16 protein-coding genes are annotated in these 17,077 nt (G+C 33.2%); 6 read left to right on the top strand and 10 right to left on the bottom strand.

Annotation, left to right across the window (positions count from 1 at the left end):
• Window positions 1-19: 19 nt before the first annotated feature.
• The 6 genes from gwsS (BBI00_RS22300) to BBI00_RS22275 form a co-directional block, all read right to left on the bottom strand.
• Window positions 20-1,114, bottom strand: coding sequence for a grasp-with-spasm system SPASM domain peptide maturase (gene gwsS / locus BBI00_RS22300; protein ID WP_065401047.1), 1,095 nt, complete (start codon window positions 1,112-1,114; stop codon window positions 20-22).
• Window positions 1,111-1,296, bottom strand: coding sequence for a hypothetical protein (locus BBI00_RS22295; RefSeq protein ID WP_065401046.1), 186 nt, complete (start codon window positions 1,294-1,296; stop codon window positions 1,111-1,113). The genes gwsS (BBI00_RS22300) and BBI00_RS22295 overlap by 4 nt, the downstream gene beginning before the upstream one ends.
• Window positions 1,293-2,195 (bottom strand): grasp-with-spasm system ATP-grasp peptide maturase, encoded by a 903-nt coding sequence (gene gwsG, locus BBI00_RS22290; protein WP_065401045.1) that lies wholly within the window; start codon window positions 2,193-2,195, stop codon window positions 1,293-1,295. The genes BBI00_RS22295 and gwsG (BBI00_RS22290) overlap by 4 nt, the downstream gene beginning before the upstream one ends.
• Window positions 2,173-3,066, bottom strand: a complete 894-nt coding sequence (locus BBI00_RS22285; protein WP_065401044.1) for a hypothetical protein — start codon at window positions 3,064-3,066, stop codon at window positions 2,173-2,175. The genes gwsG (BBI00_RS22290) and BBI00_RS22285 overlap by 23 nt, the downstream gene beginning before the upstream one ends.
• Window positions 3,067-3,138: 72 nt before the next feature.
• Window positions 3,139-3,345 carry a TIGR04139 family peptide modification target gene (locus tag BBI00_RS22280; protein WP_165602577.1) on the bottom strand — a complete coding sequence of 69 codons (207 nt, stop codon included), beginning with the start codon at window positions 3,343-3,345 and terminating at the stop codon, window positions 3,139-3,141.
• A gap of 242 nt (window positions 3,346-3,587) precedes the next feature.
• Window positions 3,588-5,333 carry an AraC family transcriptional regulator gene (locus tag BBI00_RS22275; RefSeq protein WP_065401042.1) on the bottom strand — a complete coding sequence of 582 codons (1,746 nt, stop codon included), beginning with the start codon at window positions 5,331-5,333 and terminating at the stop codon, window positions 3,588-3,590.
• 205 nt (window positions 5,334-5,538) lie between these two features.
• Here BBI00_RS22275 and BBI00_RS23475 point away from each other — a divergent pair, with 205 nt between their 5' ends.
• The 5 genes from BBI00_RS23475 (at window position 5,539) to BBI00_RS22260 (ending at window position 11,398) form a co-directional block, all read left to right on the top strand.
• Window positions 5,539-5,709, top strand: coding sequence for a hypothetical protein (locus BBI00_RS23475; protein ID WP_165602576.1), 171 nt, complete (start codon window positions 5,539-5,541; stop codon window positions 5,707-5,709).
• 202 nt (window positions 5,710-5,911) lie between these two features.
• Window positions 5,912-6,082, top strand: coding sequence for a hypothetical protein (locus BBI00_RS23470; protein ID WP_165602575.1), 171 nt, complete (start codon window positions 5,912-5,914; stop codon window positions 6,080-6,082).
• Window positions 6,083-6,156: 74 nt separating this feature from the next.
• Entirely contained in the window at window positions 6,157-8,361 is a 2,205-nt protein-coding gene (locus tag BBI00_RS22270; protein ID WP_065401041.1) for a prolyl oligopeptidase family serine peptidase, read from the top strand.
• 1 nt (window position 8,362) lies between these two features.
• Window positions 8,363-10,543, top strand: coding sequence for a lantibiotic dehydratase family protein (locus tag BBI00_RS22265; RefSeq protein WP_065401040.1), 2,181 nt, complete (start codon window positions 8,363-8,365; stop codon window positions 10,541-10,543).
• A 9-nt stretch (window positions 10,544-10,552) separates the two neighbouring features.
• A complete protein-coding gene (locus tag BBI00_RS22260; protein ID WP_228394821.1) occupies window positions 10,553-11,398 on the top strand; it encodes a thiopeptide-type bacteriocin biosynthesis protein in 846 nt (281 codons plus the stop codon).
• A gap of 71 nt (window positions 11,399-11,469) precedes the next feature.
• Here BBI00_RS22260 and gwsS (BBI00_RS22255) read toward each other — a convergent pair whose 3' ends face one another.
• The 4 genes from gwsS (BBI00_RS22255) to BBI00_RS22235 all read right to left on the bottom strand — a co-directional run bounded on the left by gwsS (BBI00_RS22255) (window position 11,470) and on the right by BBI00_RS22235 (window position 14,892).
• Window positions 11,470-12,549: a grasp-with-spasm system SPASM domain peptide maturase gene (gwsS, locus tag BBI00_RS22255; RefSeq protein ID WP_065401039.1), complete on the bottom strand. Its 1,080-nt coding sequence runs from the start codon at window positions 12,547-12,549 to the stop codon at window positions 11,470-11,472.
• Window positions 12,550-12,741: 192 nt separating this feature from the next.
• The gene (gwsG, locus tag BBI00_RS22245) at window positions 12,742-13,644 is read right to left on the bottom strand and encodes a grasp-with-spasm system ATP-grasp peptide maturase (protein ID WP_065401037.1); all 903 of its coding nucleotides are present in this window, start codon (window positions 13,642-13,644) and stop codon (window positions 12,742-12,744) included.
• 43 nt (window positions 13,645-13,687) lie between these two features.
• On the bottom strand, window positions 13,688-14,593 hold the full coding sequence (locus BBI00_RS22240) for a hypothetical protein (protein WP_083988624.1): 906 nt from the start codon (window positions 14,591-14,593) through the stop codon (window positions 13,688-13,690).
• Window positions 14,594-14,655: 62 nt separating this feature from the next.
• Entirely contained in the window at window positions 14,656-14,892 is a 237-nt protein-coding gene (locus tag BBI00_RS22235; RefSeq protein WP_065401035.1) for a grasp-with-spasm system A modified peptide, read from the bottom strand.
• Window positions 14,893-15,241: 349 nt separating this feature from the next.
• Here BBI00_RS22235 and BBI00_RS22230 point away from each other — a divergent pair, with 349 nt between their 5' ends.
• On the top strand, window positions 15,242-16,966 hold the full coding sequence (locus BBI00_RS22230) for a helix-turn-helix transcriptional regulator (protein ID WP_065401034.1): 1,725 nt from the start codon (window positions 15,242-15,244) through the stop codon (window positions 16,964-16,966).
• Window positions 16,967-17,077 lie beyond the last annotated feature (111 nt).

The following is a 17,077-nucleotide window of genomic DNA, read 5'->3' as shown; positions in this document are numbered from 1 at the left end:
CACACGGATATTTTTCCGTTTAAGAAGATATCTGATGAGAAATATTTTCCAGTCTATAATGCTGTATTGCCTTTTGTTTTAAAGGATTTTTCGCCCAGTCTTCCCAAATTCCCGTATAAGGATCATAACCGCACTTTAAAGGTTTTGAAACATCAAGCTCTTCCTGGTTATAGCTGGTCCTTTCTGTGTAAGCTCTGCAGTCTGTACATACATATCGGAATTCACAGTCTTTACAGCTTTCTATATGATCTTTGGTGAGATTCCAGTATTTTTTTAACCCTTGTTTGTCCAAAGCTTCTTCAAGACTGATTTGATGTATATTACCAAAGTTTTCCTGCATCAAAGGACAGTTCCTGATATTTCCCTCTATATCAATTCCGATTTTCTTGTGTAAGCAGGAGTTATGATGAAGAGCTTCAGTTATTTTTGAAAGATTGGTGTTGAAATATTTCAGATCTACTTTTCCACAGGCTGATATCTGAATGCTTTCGGGGCTGAAAATAACATCAAAATTTAACGGATCTGTGAGAGAAACCGGAGTCTTTGTACAATTATAAAATACAACACGGTATATTCTGGATAGATTATTATTAAGCTCATTTATACCTTCTGAGGTTATAGTACTATGAAAAGGGCAGTATATCTCAATACCGGTAAGTGTGGAATCCTGAAACTTGTAATCAATTTCCTGAATTTCTTTCAGAAGAAGTTCCTTTGCGGAGTAGATAACTAAATGTTGTATTCCGAGGTTGTCAATAGAATGTTTTATTGTATCAAGAACTGACAGACTGTCGAGTTCAATGAAAATATTTGAAACCTGGCTTGGCTCATGATATTTCAGTGAAAGAGGGAGGAAATTCTTATCCCAATTTCCGTCAGTGATGAAACCGTATTCTTTTTCAAGTAGCAGATTTATGTACTCATGAATAATTTGCTGGGACTCTTTATCATAGTCTTTCAGAATATCTTCAATAGAATTGTTTTTTAATTCTTCAATGACATCAAAGAACTCTAATGGATACAGGTCAGAAGAATTTCGCTGCAGATCGGAAATAAGGATCCTTGTAGCTCCTTTCGCTATTAAAATATTACTGAATATGTTGAAATATTTCATAACAGTCTTATAAATGATTTGATCGGTCTTTCTTTGAGAAGATAGTCGGTTTGGTACTTTTTGCATGGTACATATCTGATGGTAGCCGTATTGTTGTCAGAGTTCTTTTGGGTTCTCAGATGTTCTGCATATTTGATGGTAAGCGGTAGCTTATTTTTCTCTTTGTGGAATAGGTTCTTCATAAGTACTGAGCAATTTCTTTTTCTAATGAATAATTACAGATTGTAGATAATCCCAAAAACTGTCCTACGGGGTTTACTTCTAAAAAATAGAAATAATCACCACTTTTGATAAAGTCTATTGAGCCACAGTTCAGATCTAAAGAACGCATCAGCTGACGTGTTTTTTCTTCAATACTTTCAGGTAATCGATAAGGGATTCTCCTGTTGGGTTTTTTTTGATTGTATTTCCTGAAATCTGTTTTGGTCTGCTCATCATTCTGGGAAAAAATAGCAGTGGACCATAGTGTACCCTCCAGATAAAAACTTCGTATTTCAAAGTCTTTTTCTACTTTTTCCTGAAAAAAGGTGATGAAAAAATCTTTGTATTCTCTTTCTTCTACCACAGAAGTGTACAGGATAGCATCAGAATATTGATCAATAGCATCCAATATTACATTTTCTGTAATGGCTTTGGTAATGGTTTGGCCAATCTTTACTTCATCAGTATTTTCTGCCAGAAAAAAATGAGGGACATCTAATCCCGCTTCCTGGGCCTTTTTCAGTACCAATAGTTTATTAACATGGCTGTTACTCTGTTTATTGATGCTTTTTTTTGATTCCAGAGTTTTAATTACATAGTCTTCCAGCCAATGCTGGGTTTCATCCATATGAATATGCAGCGATTCATTATTATAAGATAATCTTTTAAATCGTATTCCTCCTCTTCTGTACCATGTACTGGTAATTTCATCCAGGAAAAACCTGTTTCTGTCACTGATCAGATAAATTCTTTTTTTTTCTGTTTTTATTTCAAAAACTTCATCTTCATGTACCCGGATCAATTGTTTTCCCATAGAAGAAAGCTCGCGGATGACTTTCGTTGTGGTGGTATCTCCGTTATTCGATATAATGAGTATCATCTTCTTTCAGTTTTTTAAAAAAATCTTTTCTTATTTTGGAACTGTGCTTCATACTTGGGATACCGATTGCTTTTCGGTTACGGTTGGCTTCTGCAGTATCTTTTACGATAATCATATTAAAGCCATAGAGCGTAATGTTTTTCTTATTCCCCATGTAGGCATCATCCATTAATGCGTAATCATGTGGAGTAAGATCTCCGGACTTAACGTATTCCAACAGTTTTTCTTTGATGAAGGCATAATGCTTTTTAGATTCATTCATGTGGGTAAGCAGGGTAGGCATAAAGAAACCTCTTCCGTTATTTCCCATCATTCCTATCTTTTGTTGTGAAGGAAATCCATATTCCTTGAATGTCCACATAAAGAGTCTGGCATTCTTTTCTACATTTTTTCTTACCGTTGCAGTATCTTCAGGCCGCCCTATCTGATCTCTAGTGGCGGCTATGGTAAAAGAATCAATAAGCTGTTTGTTCAGACTTTTTTTCCATTCTCCAACCTTTTGATCTGCTTCTGTATTGGAGATTCCGTATTTATTGAAAAGAGGCAGATACTTTTTATATTTATTACCATACGGGGCAACCAGTTTAATTAATGTATACAAACTTTCTTTTCCTCCGAAATCTTCATGATACTGGTCTGCAAGAGTGATGTAAGTAGAATACTCTTCAATACGTTCCTGATTTTTGGGATCATATTCCTTGAATAATGTCCGGTACTCTTTTATAGCCAGTTTAGGATCATTGGCCAATCTGTAAATGCTGTCTATTTCATTTACTTTATTATAATAGGTGATATAGTTTTTTTTGCAGGATGAAAGGAGCAGTAAAGAGACAATTGAAATGCTATATTTTATGGATCGCAGTGTTTTCATAGGTGATTTGGATTTTATAGCAAGATAATCATTAATAACAAGGAGGGAACAAGCCCTCCTTTATTATATAACTTAGCAAACTGTTACTCTTCCTCTGTACGGACCACCGTTATAAGCATAGTGGTCAGATTCATAACATCCTGCTGGCGCTGTATTAGACTCGATCGTATAGTCTGCAAGGGCAATAAGACTTCCGTTTACAAATTTCAACTCACTTCTTTTGATTTTTTTGTTTTCTAGTGAAGAAAAACTTTTCTTCATTCCCATTAATTTTTTCATTGTTAGAATTTTTTTAATTAATACTTTGTCTGCCATATAATCCCTGGCGGAGGAAGGTGAAGTGCTGATCAGCTTTTATATTTAAATCCTGTACTGTACACATACAGAAAATAAATCTTTGCGTTTTACCTGGAGCAAAGATGTAGGAATGAAATGTATTGTACAAAAGGAAGATTTCTAAATTCATGAAATTAAAAACTTTTTTCATGAATTTAGAAATTTTAAATCATTGAATATGAGTGCTAAACGTTTTTATCTTTCGCTTTATCAATTTCTTTCAGATAAAGAGAAAGTGGGATCCCTGTTCTTTTTTTGAATGCCAGCGTAAAAGCCTGCTCATTATTATACCCTAATTCTTCAGCTATAAAAGGAATTTTATAGGAACGGAATCTTTTGTCCTGAGTAAGTCTGTTGATTGCATAATCAATACGGAGATCATTGAGATAGGCCGCAAAGTTTTTTCTTTTATGGGTATTAATGATTTCAGACAGGTATTTTGAATTGGTCTTTATTTTTTTTGCAAGACTTCCCAATGTTATTCCTTTGTTAAGGAATTGTTCTTTACTCTCAAAGATTTCAAGCTCTCTGAGAATAGATTGGGTTAGCTCTTCAGAGATAATACTTGTGTTCTTGTCTTTTGTTTCTTCTTTCTGGTCAGGTGTCTGCTCTGTCTCTGGTTCCTGCTCAAATGTAATAGGTTCTGGCTGAGGAAGTGTATCGTATTGAATACTATTGTTTTCATGAACCTTCTGAATAAGTTCCTGAGCTATTTTAATCTGTTCTTTTTCTCTTTTTTTAGATTTAAAGTATAAATAAGAAAGAAGAATCAGTATGATGATCAGGATGCCTACAGAAAGATATAATATGGTTCTTTTACTTTCCAGGTCACTGATGATGTCTTCTTTTTCCTTTAATAGATTCGGGGTATCATACTTTTTGGGTAATTCTTTTGACAGGTACCAGTGCTGGGAATCAAGTCTTTTATCTATATCCAGAAAACGTTCAATATAATACAGCTGTTTTTCTTTATCGTTTTTTTCTTTGTAATAGTCTATTAAATAGGTGTATACATCCCGTATTTCCGGAAAAGAATTATCTGTTTTCTTTACAACAGAGTCAATTTTGATGAAGTTTTCTACGGCCTTTTCCTTCTGTCCTGCGCCTGCATAGGATCGCCCGAGATACATAAGGGCATAGTTAAGGGCCATGTCATTATTTTTTGTCAAAAAGAACTTTTTACTTTTGGTAAGACTGTCAATGGCCGTTTTATAATTCTTTTGTTTTAAACATGATAAGCCAAATAGAGATAAATATTTATTGTGCAGATATTCATCATTTTTAGTAAACTGAAGACCTTCTTTAATTAAAATATTGGCAGAATCCAATTTATTGATATCCTGGTAGGAGCTGGCGAGATTTAAATGAATGTCCTGAAGCTCAGATTCATGTAAATAGTCTGTATTATAAAGGTAGTACCTGAATGTTTTTATAGCATCCTGATGCTTTCCCACATAATTATTCATATGGGCAATGCAGATATCGGCAATTGCAATCTGCCTTACATTCTTTTTTTCTTTGGCATATTTTAATCCGATCAGATAGTTTTCTAAAGCCTTTACCTGATTGTCGAATTTAAAATATATATTTCCTTTCAGGAGATAAACCCTGGCAGGGTAAGTATTTTTGGTAGAGTTTTTTGTGCTGACCGCAAGACTGTCGAGGTATTTTAAGGCATTGGCTTGATTTTCATTAAAGTGCATTAATACGTAGCCTTCTGAAATCTGATCTTTATTGTTTTCTTTTTTTGCCTTTCGAAGGTAGTATTGAGAAATAAGCCTGGCCTCTTTATTTTTATCTATACTGTTGTAACTGTAAAACTTATCTTTCAGATCCGTATAAGTATATTCTTTTAAAGTATCAACAGAATTATTCTGAGCGAAAAATAATTTAAAAATTAAAACGAGGAATATACTGCACTTGAATTTCATCTTCTGAGTCTTGGTCGTAACTAATATACAAAAATATTGATTTTAGGTTCTAATTATTACTTTGTGGTTTTATTTATGATTTTATTTTTATTAAACATTTGTTTATCAGCTGTTTATTTTGCTGTTTTCATGAATTTATAAATAATTAAATGAAGGGTATGGAAAAAAAGGTTTTCTTTGTCCTGCAACTTTAAAATCAATTTCAATGAAAAAGAACAATGCAAACACAAAAAAATTATCATTAAAGAAACTGCAAATGGCTAAGATAAATAACCCTGGAAAGATATTCGGAGGAACTCTTATCGGTTTGGAAGCTGAATGTACATTTACATCCAATGGAAGTAAACCTCAGGGGGGCGGCGGCGCTACAATATAGGAAATACCTGTTTCTTTTTCTTCTGCGGCTGTGATGCACAGCATATATTTCATATTCCAGTGATCGATATCGGCTTTGTGTATTATACAAATGTCTGTTTATCAGTTTTTTAAATTATTACATTCATGAATTTATAAATGGTGTGTTTTTTTGTGGCGAAAAAAAAGCGTTCTTTGTTAGAGAACTTTAAAAAAGATTTACAATGAAAAAGAGAACTCAGAATGAGAAGAAATTATCATTAAAAAAACTACAGATGGCTAAGATAAATAATCCGGGAAAAATACTTGGAGGAACTCAGTTAGTTTTTGAAAATGGTTGTACGTTTACCCCAAATGCCAGCAAACCTCAGGGAGGAACTAATTCTACCGAATAATCTTCCGGATTAATATCTAATTTCTTATTATTGTTTAATAATAGAATTTATTAGACAATGTAATTTTGATGAGTATGCAAAATAGAATAATTATTATTCCTATCTTATTTTTTTCTTGTTTATTAAACGCTCAGTCTGATAATTTACCACCATCTGTTCCTGTTACAGATACCTATTTTGACACAAAAGTAGTCGATGAATTCAGGAATCTTGAAAATTTTGATGACCCTCAGGTGAAGGGCTGGATGAAATCCCAATCTGAATATTCAGAAGCTGTTCTGAGCAAAATTCCTAACAGGGATTATCATACAATACAAAGGCTGAAGCTGGATAAAAGACAGGGATACTCAGTCTCATATCTGAGAATAACAGGGAATGACAAATATTTCTATTTAAAAAAGTACGGAAATGAAAAAGTAGGAAAACTGTACTACAAAGAAGGAATTAATGGTAAAGAAGAAGAACTGTATGATCCGGTTAATTTTACTTCATCATTGAAAAACAATGATAAAGATAGCGGTCATAACTTTATTATTAATTTCATAAGCCCTAGCTGGGATGGTAATAAAATTGCCATTTCCATGTCTGAAAACGGAAAAGAAATGTCTGAGGTAATTGTGATGGATGTAAATACCCGAAAAGTATATCCCCACGTAATTACCAATACGGCTCCGGCTAATATCGCCGGAATTACCTGGCTTGAGGATAATTCCGGCTTCTTTTATATTTATTACCCGGTAATAGACCCGCTCTCAAAGCAGCTGAATAAAAACATGCAGTCTGTTCTTTACAGAATAGGGAAGGATCCTAAAGAGCTGCATCCCGTTTTCTCAAGATCCAATAATCCTGATCTGAATATTTCTGAAGAGAAATATCCAGCTATTCTTGCATTCAATCCGGATGATCGGTATTATATAGGAATATTGGTAGATGCTGAAGATTACAGGAATACATTCATTATTAAAAAAGAAGACCTGCTGAGCGGTAAGAAAAACTGGAAGCCGTTGTATGATAAAGAAAGCAAGGTATATTATTTTCGGCTGACAGATGATGAGATCATCTTTTTTTCCGGATACAATTCCCCCAATTACAAATTATGTAAAACCAATATACGCAATCCGGATTTTAAAAACCCTGAAGTCCTGGTGCCGGAAAAGAAAGATGAAGTTTTCAAAAGCCATGTGGTAACAAAAGACGGTATTTACTATGTTACTGTTAAAAACGGTGTTGAAGCGAAACTTTATCTGTACCGGGATGGTAAAGAAATCCCCATTAAACTTCCATACACTTATGGAAATATCAATTTACAGTCAAAAGGAAAAAACTTCTCAGATCTGTGGGTGATGGGATCAGGATGGCTTAATCAGGAACAGCGCTTCCGTTATGATTTACAGAAAAATACATTCACCCTTGAAAATATGGCTCCTGCTGTAGAATATCCTGAATTTAAAGATATCGTAGCAGAAGAAATTGTCGTTAAATCTTATGATGGAGCAGAAGTTCCCATGTCTCTGATCTATGACAAAAATATAAAAAGGGATGGTTCAGCTCCTGTACTCATGCGAAGTTACGGCGCCTATGGAGATTCCTTTTATCCTTTTTTTGCGATCAGTTATTTACTATGGGCAAAACAAGGCGGAGTAATTGCAGTGGCGCACATACGGGGTGGCGGAGAAAAAGGAACCGAATGGCATACCAGCGGACAAAAAGAAAATAAACCTAATTCATGGAAGGATCTTATTGCCTGTGCGGAATACCTGGTAGAGAAAAAGTTTTCAGTACCTAAAAAAATGGCAATATGGGCTGCAAGTGCAGGTGGAATTACCGACGGAATGGCGGTGATTGAAAGACCTGATCTTTTTAATGCCGTGATCATAGAATCAGGTATTTTGAATGCTTTAAGAAACGAACTGGGAGGGGTAGGGCAGACTTCTATCCAGGAATTCGGGTCTGTAAAAAATGCTAATGAATTTAAAGGACTCCTGAAAATGGATGCTTACCAGAATCTGAAAAAAGGAATTCAATATCCAGCTGCGTTCATTACAACAGGGATTAATGATCCCAGAGTAACCCCTTGGCAGTCTACTAAATTTGTAGCTCAACTGTTAAAAAATACTACATCTGATAAACCTATTCTTTTAAAGATAGATTATGAAGGAGGGCATGGAGGAGATATTCCGGTTATTCAGCGTTATGCCAACTTAAGTGATATCTTTGCATTTGCTCTTTGGCAGACAGGCCATCCGGATTATCAACCCAAAGACAATACCCCAAAATAAAATGTCCCGATTTCCCTATCAGTTTTTTGATCAGTATATCTTTCGTTCACCATTGTTTACGCTTCAGGATTTCCTGGAAAAGGCTGATCATGATCGTATTTCAGAAAACGAGCTGAAAACAATCTTTTCCGATCCTGTTTATATGGAAGCCGTTTATCTGGCCTCTCCTTACTTACATGATGAGATTGAAGCATGGAAATCAGGAAAAAAATTAAGTTCCGGGAAACAGGAAAAATTAATACAGACTCTTTTAAAATACCATAACCGGATCAGCACCCGATGTACACCGTTTGGTTTGTTTGCGGGAGTAGGATTAGGCCATTTTACAGATCAGGAAAAAAATAATTCTGATCGTAGCTGCATAAGAGATACCAAATTAGATATGCAGTTTTTAGTGGGCTTATCCCAGGATCTGGTCCACATTCCGTATATAAAAAACAGGATTCTTTTCTTTCCCAATAACAGTATTTATAGAGTAGGACGCCGTATACGCTATGTAGAGTATGAATATTCTGAAGGAAAAAGGCAGTATATTATTTCATCCGCTCTCCGTTCAAAAGAACTGGATGATGTGCTGGAAACTGCCATAACAGGCAAGACTATAGATCAGATCATTCAAATCCTGGTCACTGATGAAATTACGTATGAAGAGGCAGCAGAATTTATTGATGAGCTTATTGAGAGCCAGATTTTGGTCAGCGAACTGGAACCCAACGTTTCCGGTGAGGACTTTTTTAACAGCATGATCAGGGTATTAAAAAGAATCGGGGCAGAAGGAGAAGCAGGTACCATGATTTCTATTCGACAAAAACTTGAGGAGCTTGATCAGAATATTGGAAATTCAGTGGAACTCTATAAAGAGATTGAAGTGCTGATTAAAACTTTTAACACCGATTATCTTCAAAAACATCTTTTCCAGACGGATATGTATTTTCAGAACGAGCACACATTACCGAAGTATTGGAAGAAAGAATTAAAAAAAGGTATTGCCTTTCTGAATAAGATAACCCCATTCAATACACAAAGCGTTTTTGAAAGATTTAAAAAAGCCTTTAGCGAGAAGTTTGAATCAGAGGAAGTATCACTATCCTATGCGATGGATACGGAAATAGGGATAGGCTACCGGCAGAATAATCCGGGTAAAGGTCTGCATCCTTATTTGGAAGACCTTGATATTTCACAACCGGCCACACAGCAGAATATTGATATTCACTTAAATCCTGTACAGTTAATTTTAAATAAAAAAGTACAGGAGAGCCTGTTGAAAGGTGAAAATATCATTCAGCTTTCTGATGGAGACTTTAAAGATTTTAACGAAGACTGGGAGAATCTTCCGGAAACCTTCTCTGTAATGGCAGAATTGGTTGCTTCCGGAAATCAGGAAAAACTTTATCTCTATGGAGGAGGAAGCAGTGCTGCGAATCTGTCTGCCAGATTTTGTTCAGAAAAATCAGAAGTAAAAAACTTTACGAAGTCGGTCACAGATAAAGAAAAAGAACTTGATCCGAATGTACTTTTAGCAGAAATTGTTCACCTTCCTGAGGCGAGAATCGGAAATGTGATCCGCCGTCCTCTGCTCAGGGATTATGAAATTCCTTATCTGGCTTTTTCATCATTACCTGTAGAAAATCAGATCACAGTAGATGACCTGTATATTTCTTTAAGAGGTAATAAAATAGTGCTGCGTTCCAAAAAACTGGATAGGGAAGTGAAACCTTATCTTACGAATGCCCATAATTATTCACTGGATTCATTACCGGTGTATCATTTCCTTTCAGATTTGTCATCACAGGGAAAACGTCCGGGAGTGGGTTTTCATTGGGGGGATCTTAAAAAAATGTATTCCTTCTTACCCAGAGTGGAATATAAAAACATCATTCTGTCTAAGGCACAATGGGAGATCAGAAAAGAAGATACAGAAGTATTGCTGCAGCATATGGATAATAACAACCGCTTTTTATCAGCAATGAAAGACTGGTGCGAAATAAAAAAAATACCTCAGTGGGTACAGTGGGCATATGGAGATAATACTCTGGTATTGAATCTGGGCAATTATGATCTGGCCAAATTACTTGTCGATACAGTACAGGTAAAAGAATCGATCGTTATTGAAGAATTTCTTTACAATCAGGATGAAGATTTTATGCATCAATTTGTATTTTCATTATATAAAGATCAATAGATGATGGAAATGCTGAGAAAATTTACTCCGGGAAGTGAGTGGTTGTATATCAAACTCTATACAGGGATAAAAACGGCAGATATCGTTTTGGAGGAAGCTGTAATCCCTTTGTTAAATGATCTCCGGAATAAAGGGCTGATAAAGAAATGGTTTTTTATCCGTTATCATGATCCGAAATCCCATTTAAGAATACGGTTCGATCTTTCCCAATCAGAAATGTTCGGTGAAGTTCTGGCATTGGGCAGAGAGTATTTACAGGAATACATAGATTCCGGGGAAATTTCAGGTTTTACATTGGATACTTATCAGAGAGAGGTCGAAAGGTATGGGAAGAAAACAATGGAAGATGCCGAATTTTTATTCTGGAAAAGCAGCGAAAGCATCCTAGATGAATATCTTCATTTTGATGATGAGGAGAAAATTGTGGTGTCAATGTTCTATATTGACAGGATGCTGGATTATCTTGGATTATCCGTTCAGGAAAAGCTAACCTGGATCAGAGAATATAACCTTGCCTTTAAATATGAATTCAATGCCGATAAAAAACTCAACAGTCAGCTGGATAAAAAATACAGGGCATTCATTCCAAAATATACAGAGTTTGTAAGCTCTGATGAATACCTGTCCTTTAGACAGTATATCGTATCAAATATTGCTGATGCAGAAAAACAACTGCAGAACATTATTGAAAATTATAATGCACCCTTATCAAAATTCTTCCAAAGTATATTTCATATGCATATCAACCGGATGTTTATATCTGATCAGCGGGTTTTCGAAATGATCATCTATGATTATCTGTTCCGGTATTATAAAACGCTGGCCTTTAAAAATACTGTACACGGAAATTTATAAAATTTGTTTTTTTTGGCATTAGACATTATAGGTTTTTTTTTAAAAGGAATTTTATGGAGTCGAACCTTTTATTATTTAAAATGATTTATACCATAATCTTTAATTATTTTTTGCTTTAAAGGATTTTTAGTCCAGTCTTCCCATATTCCTGTATAAGGATCATAGCCGCACTTTAGAGGTTTCGAAACATCAAGCCCTTCCTGGTTATACTGTGTTCTTTCCGTATAAGCTCTGCAGTCTGTACACACGTATCTGAATTCACAGTCTTTGCAAGTTTCTATATTGTTTTTGGTCAGGTTCCAGTATTTTTTGAAGTCATTTCGGATAAATGCTTCTTCGAGATTTGAACTATGAATGTTTCCATAGTTTTCAGTCATCAACGGACAGTTTTTTATATTACCATCGATATCAATTCCTATTTTTTTGTGTAGACAGGAATTATGATTGAATGCTTCTGTTACTTTGGGCATATTAGTGTTGAAATGTTTTATATCTACTTTTCCACAAGAAGTTATTTTCAGATTTTCTTTTGTGAAATTGATTATAAAGCTGAGGTTCCCCTTTGTTTTAAATGGTATTTTTTTACAATTATAAAAGTAGAGACTATATATTCTGGAAGATTTGTTATTCAATTCTTCCATATTTTTCAGATTGATTCCTGCATGAAAAGGACTGTAAATTTCTATATTTTCCAATGGAGTTTGGTCAAATAAACCGTCAATCTCTAAAAATTCCTCAAGTAAAAAATTGATTTGAGAATAAATAACTAAATGTCTTACTTCTAAGTTTTCTACCGAAGGTTTTATTGTATAAAGGGTATTTATATTTCCAAGTTCTATAAACAAATCTGAAATTTTATTATAATCATTATATTCAAATGATAATGAAGGAAAACTATGATCCCAATCGTCTTCTGTAATAAAACCATATTCATTCTCCAAGAAAAAGTCTATATACTCCCAGAGTATTTTTTGAGATTCTTGATCGTAATTCTGAAGAATATTTTCAATAGGGTGAGTTTTTAATTCATTCAGTAGCTCATACACTTCAAGAGAAAACAGTTCTGAAATATTTCTCTGTAAATCGGAAAGAAGTATCCTGCTGATTCCTTTTGTAATGAAAATGTTTGAGAATAGATTAAAGTATTTCATAAAAGACGGACTATTGATTTTTGAGGTTTTTCCTTCATGTAAAAATTTGTTCTATATTTTTTACATTCTATATAATATGTAATCTCAGAAGATTTAATTAATTCTCTTTTTTTTATCATTTCTATATATTTGAATGTCACGGGTAGCTTGTTTTTTTCAGTGAATTTACTTTTCATTAGAATAAAATAAAATTTATAAATATTCAGCTATTTTTCTATCTAAAAGGTAATTGCAGGTTCTGGATACATTGAGGAATTGCCCAATTGGATTTACTTCAAGAAAATAAAACGTGTTATTTCTTTTTATAAAATCAATAGATCCACAATTTAAATCTAAAGATTGCATCAGCTGATAGATTTTCTGTTCAATACTATCAGGAAGTTTGTATGGTACATTTCTGTTGGGCTTTTTATCGTTATATTTCCTGTAATCTACTTTTGTTTGTTGATCTTTTTGCGAAAAAATAGCCATGGACCAACATTTGCCATTCAGATAGAAAGTTCTGATTTCGAAATCTTTTTCTATTTTTTCCTGGAAAAATGAAATAAAAAAATTACCTTTTACATGTTGATCTATCACAGTAGTGTACATTACTCCATATGCTTTTTCACTCATGTTTTCTAATGTCGGATTTCCTGCAACAGGTTTCACAATGGTTTGTCCCAGTTTTACATTTTCTGTATTTTCAGCAAGATAATAATGGGGAATATCCAGTCCTGCATTTTCAGCTTTTTTAAGAACAAGTAATTTATTAATGTGGCAATTGCTTTGCTTATTGATATGCTTTTTAGACTCGAGTGTTTTAATGATATAATCTTCCAGCCAATGCTGGTGCTCGTTCATGTGAATATCAACAGAAGGATTTTCATATTGCAGCCTTTGGAACTTTAACCCGCCTCTTCTGTACCAAACACTAATTATGTCATCAATAAAAAAACTGTTCACATTACTTTGAACATAAATTCGTTTTTCTTTGGTCTTAATTTCAAAAACTTCATCTTCATTTACCCTTATGAACTTTTTACCCATAACTAAAAGCCATTTAATGACTTCATCAGTTGTGGATTCTTTATTTTTAGTAATAATAAGTATCATTCTTGAATTTACAGATTATAGTATTATTAAATCTAACAAAGTACTATTGCTTATCATTGAATATTGGTGGCCTATTTCTTAAGGAATTGCTTTTTATTAAAGCTGTATAATTTATACTTGGAAGTCCTATACTCTTGCGATTACGGTTGATTTTTGCTGAATCTGTTGATACATTTGGATTAAACCGATAAACACCTTCTTTATCTTCTAAAAAGGCTAGATTATCAACCATTAATACATAATCACGAGGAGGGCAATCACCAGACTTCACATATTCATACAGATTTGCTTTTATCTGAGGATAATATTCCTTTGTCTCATTCATATGGGTAAGAAAGGTTGTCATCGCAAAAAAGGTATCATTAGGTCCCATGGTTCCTATTTTTTGAGGAGTAGGGTAACCATATTTCTTGAACGTCCAGAGAAGAAGTCTTGCATTTTTCATTACATTCTTCTGTGCCAAGGCTGTATCAAGTGGTCTTCTTCCTTCTTGATCCCTTTTCATAGCTACTGTAAATGAATCAATAAGTGTTTGATTCAGGCTTTTTTTCCAATCTGAAATCTGTTCTTTTACATCAAGACTATCAATTCCGTACTTTTGAAAAAAAGGGAAATATGTTTTATAGTAATCTCCATAAGGAGCAATTAAAGAAATTAATTTATTGAGACTTTTTTTACCTCCAAAATCGATATTATATCGATCAGCTAAAATAAGATAAGTTTCGTATTCCCATATTTTTTCTTGATTCTTGGGCTCATATAAACTGAATAGTTTTTTATACTTTTCTGCTGCCAGCTTAGGTTTTTCTGCTAGTCTGTATATACTATCAATTTCATTTACTTTCTGATAATAGGGAATATAGTTAACATTCTTTCTTTTGCAGCCAATCAAAAGGAGTAAATTTAAGATGAGCATCCATTTAAAGAATTGCAAATTTTGGTTATTCATAATTATTTTTTTGAATGTCAAGATAAAATTAAGGAAGAGTTTATTCTTCCTTAACCTTTTAATTAAAAACCTTCTGTTGGTTTTGCAGGGCCAACCATTACTGAAGTTCTTGAGCTGTATGTCCAAACACCAGCCGTATCATCCTTATAGAAATCTGTATCATTTACTTGTCCGTCAGATGTAGTATACTGAGATGGTGAATTTCTGCTACTGGCAGATCCTCCAGAAATAGTTTGTAGATTTTTAAGTCTTTTGTTCTCTAGTGAAGAAAAATTCTTCATTCCGGTTAATTTTCTCATTTTGTTTTAATTTTAAATTTAATAATTTTTTTTGTCATATAATCCCTGACATGGGATTTGCTGATCAGCTTTATTTAGATTTTGTACTGTACACATACAAAAAATAAATCGTTGTGTTTTTACCTGAAACAAAGATGCATTTGGCTTTTTAATGATACAAGTAAAGTAGGTCTGAATTTATAAATTTTGGGAAGATATAACAATGTATTTATAAATTTAGATAGAGTAAATTGGATTTACTTTATTGGTTATCAGTTGTTTGTTGTTGAAGTCTAAAAACATACCATTAGTAATAAAAGAAATAATGCTAAGAGAAATTTTAATATGTATTTTTATATCAAAACACAATATGCAAAAGAAAGTCTTTACCTGTCTCTTGATTCTTTTCCAAATCCTATACTTCGCACAAAGTATAAAAAGATTTCGTATACCAGATTCATTAAAAAGTAGAAACATTGAAGAACTGCAGAAGGCTTATGATAAAGTATTCCGAATTGATAATAATAAAGCTGAGTTGTATGCAAATGTTATTCTGAAAAAAGCGAAAGAAGAAAAAGATAATGTTCTTATGTATGATGGGTATTATAAGTTGGCTTACAGTAAAGGATTGAAATCCGAAAATGGACATCCCTATGCAGATACTCTACTTACATTAACTCATAATTTGAATACAAGAGAATATCCTGCCAAGGCACATATTATTAAAGGAATTTTATTAAATTATGAATTTCGATACAATGAGGCGCTAAAGGAGTATATCCAGGCGAGGGATTTATCTAAAAATAAAAATCCTGATCAGTTTTATTATATAAAAAAACTTGTTGGGATTTTAAAACTGGCAACAGGAGAAAATGATGAAGCTCTATCTCTCTTTCTGGAATACTATCAATATGAGAAAAAAAAACTGGATACAGATAACAGAGATGTTAAAAGCTATATCGGTTCTGTTTTTTCAGTTGCCAATTGTTATAATAAGACCGGGCAATATATAAATGCTTTAAAGTACATTGATTTAGGGATCAGGGAGTGTAAACAATATAAAGATTATACTCATTATCCTTATTTTATCTCTGCATCGGGAATAGCTAACTATTACCTGAAAAATTATAAAGAATCCTCTGAAAAGCATTTAGAAGCAGAGAAAAAATTTATTAAAAATAATGACAATTGGAATTTAGGGATCACCTACTATTTTTTAGGTAAAATTAATTATGATACCCAGAAAGAAAATGATGCTGTGAAATATTTTATCAAAGCAGATTCGGTATTAACTGTATCTAAAAAATTTGACCTTTTAACAAGAAATGGATATGAAATTTTGATTGATTACTATAAGAAAAAGGGAGATAAAGAAAATCAATTGAAATTCATAAATAAACTTTTCGCTGCTGATAGTATTATCAACAATAGCAAGCAGCTTTTGTCGAAAGAAATCTATAAGAAATACGATACTCCTGCTCTTTTGGAAGAAAAAGAAAGATTAATAAAGGATTTAAATAATAAAAACTCTGTTCTTTATATTTTCTTAGGAAGCAGTGCTTTACTTATTGGGACTTTATTCTTTTTGTTTATTCGAAATAAGAGAAAAATAGAAGTTTACAAACGACAGGCTGAGTATCTATTAGAAAAATCTAAACTGGACAATACGTTGATAATACAGAATGAAGTCGAAGCAACTGATAATATTAAAAAACAGAAGTCAAAAAATGTACTGTCAGAGAAAAAATTAAAAGATATAAAGGCAAAATTAGAGAGGTTCGAGCAAAACAAAGACTTTTTACAAAAAAATATTACTGTTGATAGTCTTGCTAAGGAGTTTAATTCAAACCGGAATTATCTGTCAAAGTCAGTGAATGAACTTAAGATGAAGAATTTTCCGCAATATCTGAACGAGCTTAGGATTAATTATATTATTGATGAATTAAATACTAATGTAAAAATAAGAAAACATACGATTGCGGCAATTGCAGATGATATCGGATACAATAATTCGGAATCGTTTTCCAATGCATTTAGGAAAATAACGGGGACTTTGCCATCTTATTATATTAAATTATTAGATCAACAGGGGTGAGGGGTGATGTTTTTATTGAGGCTTTCACAATTTTATAGTGCCCAAAATTGATCAATTTAGAGAATGATACTTTTAATAAGTTATGTGAAAAAACTTATTTTGCTTAATGTT

Origin of the sequence: Chryseobacterium arthrosphaerae (genome assembly GCF_001684965.1) — a bacterium.
In the GTDB taxonomy this organism is placed as follows: Bacteria; Bacteroidota; Bacteroidia; order Flavobacteriales; family Weeksellaceae; genus Chryseobacterium; species Chryseobacterium arthrosphaerae.
This window is presented reverse-complemented; position numbering and strand designations above follow the sequence as displayed.

Coding starts and splice junctions, on each gene's coding strand:
- gwsS (WP_065401047.1), bottom strand. CDS start 1,114: ATGAAATATTTCAACATATTCAGTAATATTTTAATAGCGAAAGGAGCT.
- BBI00_RS22295 (WP_065401046.1), bottom strand. CDS start 1,296: ATGAAGAACCTATTCCACAAAGAGAAAAATAAGCTACCGCTTACCATC.
- gwsG (WP_065401045.1), bottom strand. CDS start 2,195: ATGATACTCATTATATCGAATAACGGAGATACCACCACAACGAAAGTC.
- BBI00_RS22285 (WP_065401044.1), bottom strand. CDS start 3,066: ATGAAAACACTGCGATCCATAAAATATAGCATTTCAATTGTCTCTTTA.
- BBI00_RS22280 (WP_165602577.1), bottom strand. CDS start 3,345: ATGAAAAAATTAATGGGAATGAAGAAAAGTTTTTCTTCACTAGAAAAC.
- BBI00_RS22275 (WP_065401042.1), bottom strand. CDS start 5,333: ATGAAATTCAAGTGCAGTATATTCCTCGTTTTAATTTTTAAATTATTT.
- BBI00_RS23475 (WP_165602576.1), top strand. CDS start 5,539: ATGAAAAAGAACAATGCAAACACAAAAAAATTATCATTAAAGAAACTG.
- BBI00_RS23470 (WP_165602575.1), top strand. CDS start 5,912: ATGAAAAAGAGAACTCAGAATGAGAAGAAATTATCATTAAAAAAACTA.
- BBI00_RS22270 (WP_065401041.1), top strand. CDS start 6,157: ATGCAAAATAGAATAATTATTATTCCTATCTTATTTTTTTCTTGTTTA.
- BBI00_RS22265 (WP_065401040.1), top strand. CDS start 8,363: ATGTCCCGATTTCCCTATCAGTTTTTTGATCAGTATATCTTTCGTTCA.
- BBI00_RS22260 (WP_228394821.1), top strand. CDS start 10,553: ATGCTGAGAAAATTTACTCCGGGAAGTGAGTGGTTGTATATCAAACTC.
- gwsS (WP_065401039.1), bottom strand. CDS start 12,549: ATGAAATACTTTAATCTATTCTCAAACATTTTCATTACAAAAGGAATC.
- gwsG (WP_065401037.1), bottom strand. CDS start 13,644: ATGATACTTATTATTACTAAAAATAAAGAATCCACAACTGATGAAGTC.
- BBI00_RS22240 (WP_083988624.1), bottom strand. CDS start 14,593: ATGAATAACCAAAATTTGCAATTCTTTAAATGGATGCTCATCTTAAAT.
- BBI00_RS22235 (WP_065401035.1), bottom strand. CDS start 14,892: ATGAGAAAATTAACCGGAATGAAGAATTTTTCTTCACTAGAGAACAAA.
- BBI00_RS22230 (WP_065401034.1), top strand. CDS start 15,242: ATGCAAAAGAAAGTCTTTACCTGTCTCTTGATTCTTTTCCAAATCCTA.